Origin of the sequence: Peribacillus sp. NPDC058002, from assembly GCF_042886655.1 — a bacterium.
GTDB lineage: Bacteria > Bacillota > Bacilli > Bacillales > DSM-1321 > Peribacillus > Peribacillus aracenensis.
On record NZ_JBHVQU010000457.1, the window covers coordinates 1 to 1,775 of the forward strand.

3 protein-coding genes are annotated in these 1,775 nt (G+C 39.9%); all 3 read left to right on the forward strand.

What is annotated here, in order from left to right:
- Window positions 1–334 precede the first annotated feature (334 nt).
- Window positions 335–847, forward strand: coding sequence for a YqhR family membrane protein (locus ACFVSH_RS26265; RefSeq protein ID WP_387597892.1), 513 nt, complete (start codon window positions 335–337; stop codon window positions 845–847).
- Window positions 848–941: 94 nt separating this feature from the next.
- Complete coding sequence (gene aroQ / locus ACFVSH_RS26270) at window positions 942–1,388, forward strand: type II 3-dehydroquinate dehydratase (RefSeq protein WP_260284837.1); 447 nt, start codon at window positions 942–944, stop codon at window positions 1,386–1,388.
- The coding region (locus ACFVSH_RS26275) for an aminopeptidase P family N-terminal domain-containing protein (RefSeq protein ID WP_387708743.1) at window positions 1,389–1,775 on the forward strand (387 nt) is incomplete at its 3' end.

Consider the following 1,775-nt stretch of genomic DNA (forward strand, 5'->3'; position numbering starts at 1 on the left):
TTCTACACCAACCTAATAGTTATTCACGTAGCTCTCTCAAGGGTGCTAACATGTTTATTATCAAGCATCACAAGGGTTTAAAGGCGTTCCCATAAAATTGAATGGAAGCTTTAACCCTGCGATTACTTTATGAATGTTAAATCACAGGAAGGTAGTATCCTGTGTACATTATAAACTTCCACAGAGGATGGGTATTTTCCTCTGAAAAAAGTAGATTATTTATGATTTAATCATACAGAATAAATCACAAAACCTCTAGTGATTCTCCTTCCTAAGAACAAAAAAAAATAGTTCTAATTAACAAAGGGCATACTACGTAGCGGAGGTGATTGATATGTCTTCTAATGAAAATGGACAAATTCAACAGGGATATCAAAGCATGTTAATCTACAATGTACTTGCTGTCGGTTTTGTTGGGGGGGCTTTAGCCAGTTTTATCGGTATCTGTGCCCATTATTTTAATTTTATGGATTTCAGCCCAAAATTCATACTAACTTCATGGTCCAACATGACCTGGATCAATCAGTGGCTCGGTACGGTAATGACCATAATTTTATTCGGGATTCTATCCGTGGGGATCGCTTTTTTATACTATAGTCTTTTTAAAAGGATGAAGAGTACTTTTACGGGTATTATTTTAGGAGTGGTTTGCTGGGCTTTGCTGGTATTTGTCCTAAAACCGATGTTCGTCGATTTGCCAACCTTTTCTAAAATGTCAGTAAATACGGTTATCACAAGTGTCTGCATTTTTATTATATACGGACTTTTTATAGGGTTTTCTATATCATACGATCATCAAGAATATATGCGCCAAAAAAACAAAGCCGAGAAGCAGTCGGAAAGCTGATTGCTTATTGGTTGTAAAAAAGTAGTAAGACAATTTGTAATTATGATAGAATGTTCTTGGAAAGCATTCTTTTAACATGAGCAGGTGTTTGATGATGACAAAAATTTTACTAATCAATGGTCCGAATTTAAATCGCTTGGGGAAGCGGGAACCTGCGCATTATGGATCCTCGACGCTTGCAGATGTGGAAGCACAATTGATGCAGCAAGCTCAAGGGTTAAATGTGGAATTAACCTCTTTTCAAACAAACCATGAAGGAGCGATTATCGACAAGCTACATTGGTCAGAGGATTATGGGATCGACGGGATTATTATTAATCCTGGAGCTTTTACTCATTATAGCTATGCGATTCGTGATGCAATAGCCGGAATTGATGTTCCTGTTGTGGAAGTGCATATTTCGAACATACATGCCCGTGAAAGCTTTCGGCATGAATCAGTGACCGCGGCGGTATCGGCGGGACAGATTGTCGGCTTGGGGATACACGGATATGAATTGGCGTTGCAGGCGATCACAAAGATTGCAAAGGGGAGAAATTAAATGAATAAACTAATGCGCTTAAGGGCCTCAATGGAAAAGGTGGGCATTGATGGTTTTTTGATCACCAGTACATATAACCGCCGATTCATGACCAATTTTACGGGAAGTGCAGGCGTTGTCCTTATTTCCCAAAAAGAAGCTAAATTCATCACTGATTTCCGATACGTGGAACAAGCGGGCAAGCAGGCACCGGATTATGAGATCGTTCAACATAAAGGAACCATCATCGAAGAAGTGGGCAAGCAGGCTAAAGCGATGAATATCGGCAAGCTGGGCTTTGAGCAAGAGCACCTGACTTATGCTACATATAAGGCATACGAGGCGGCCATTGATGGTCAACTTTCGCCGGTGTCAGGTGTCATTGAGAATTTACGCTTGATAAAGACC

Bases quoted from the DNA above. Each gene is read 5' to 3' on its own strand.
- ACFVSH_RS26265 (WP_387597892.1), top strand. From the start codon at position 335: ATGTCTTCTAATGAAAATGGACAAATTCAACAGGGATATCAAAGCATG.
- aroQ (WP_260284837.1), top strand. From the start codon at position 942: ATGACAAAAATTTTACTAATCAATGGTCCGAATTTAAATCGCTTGGGG.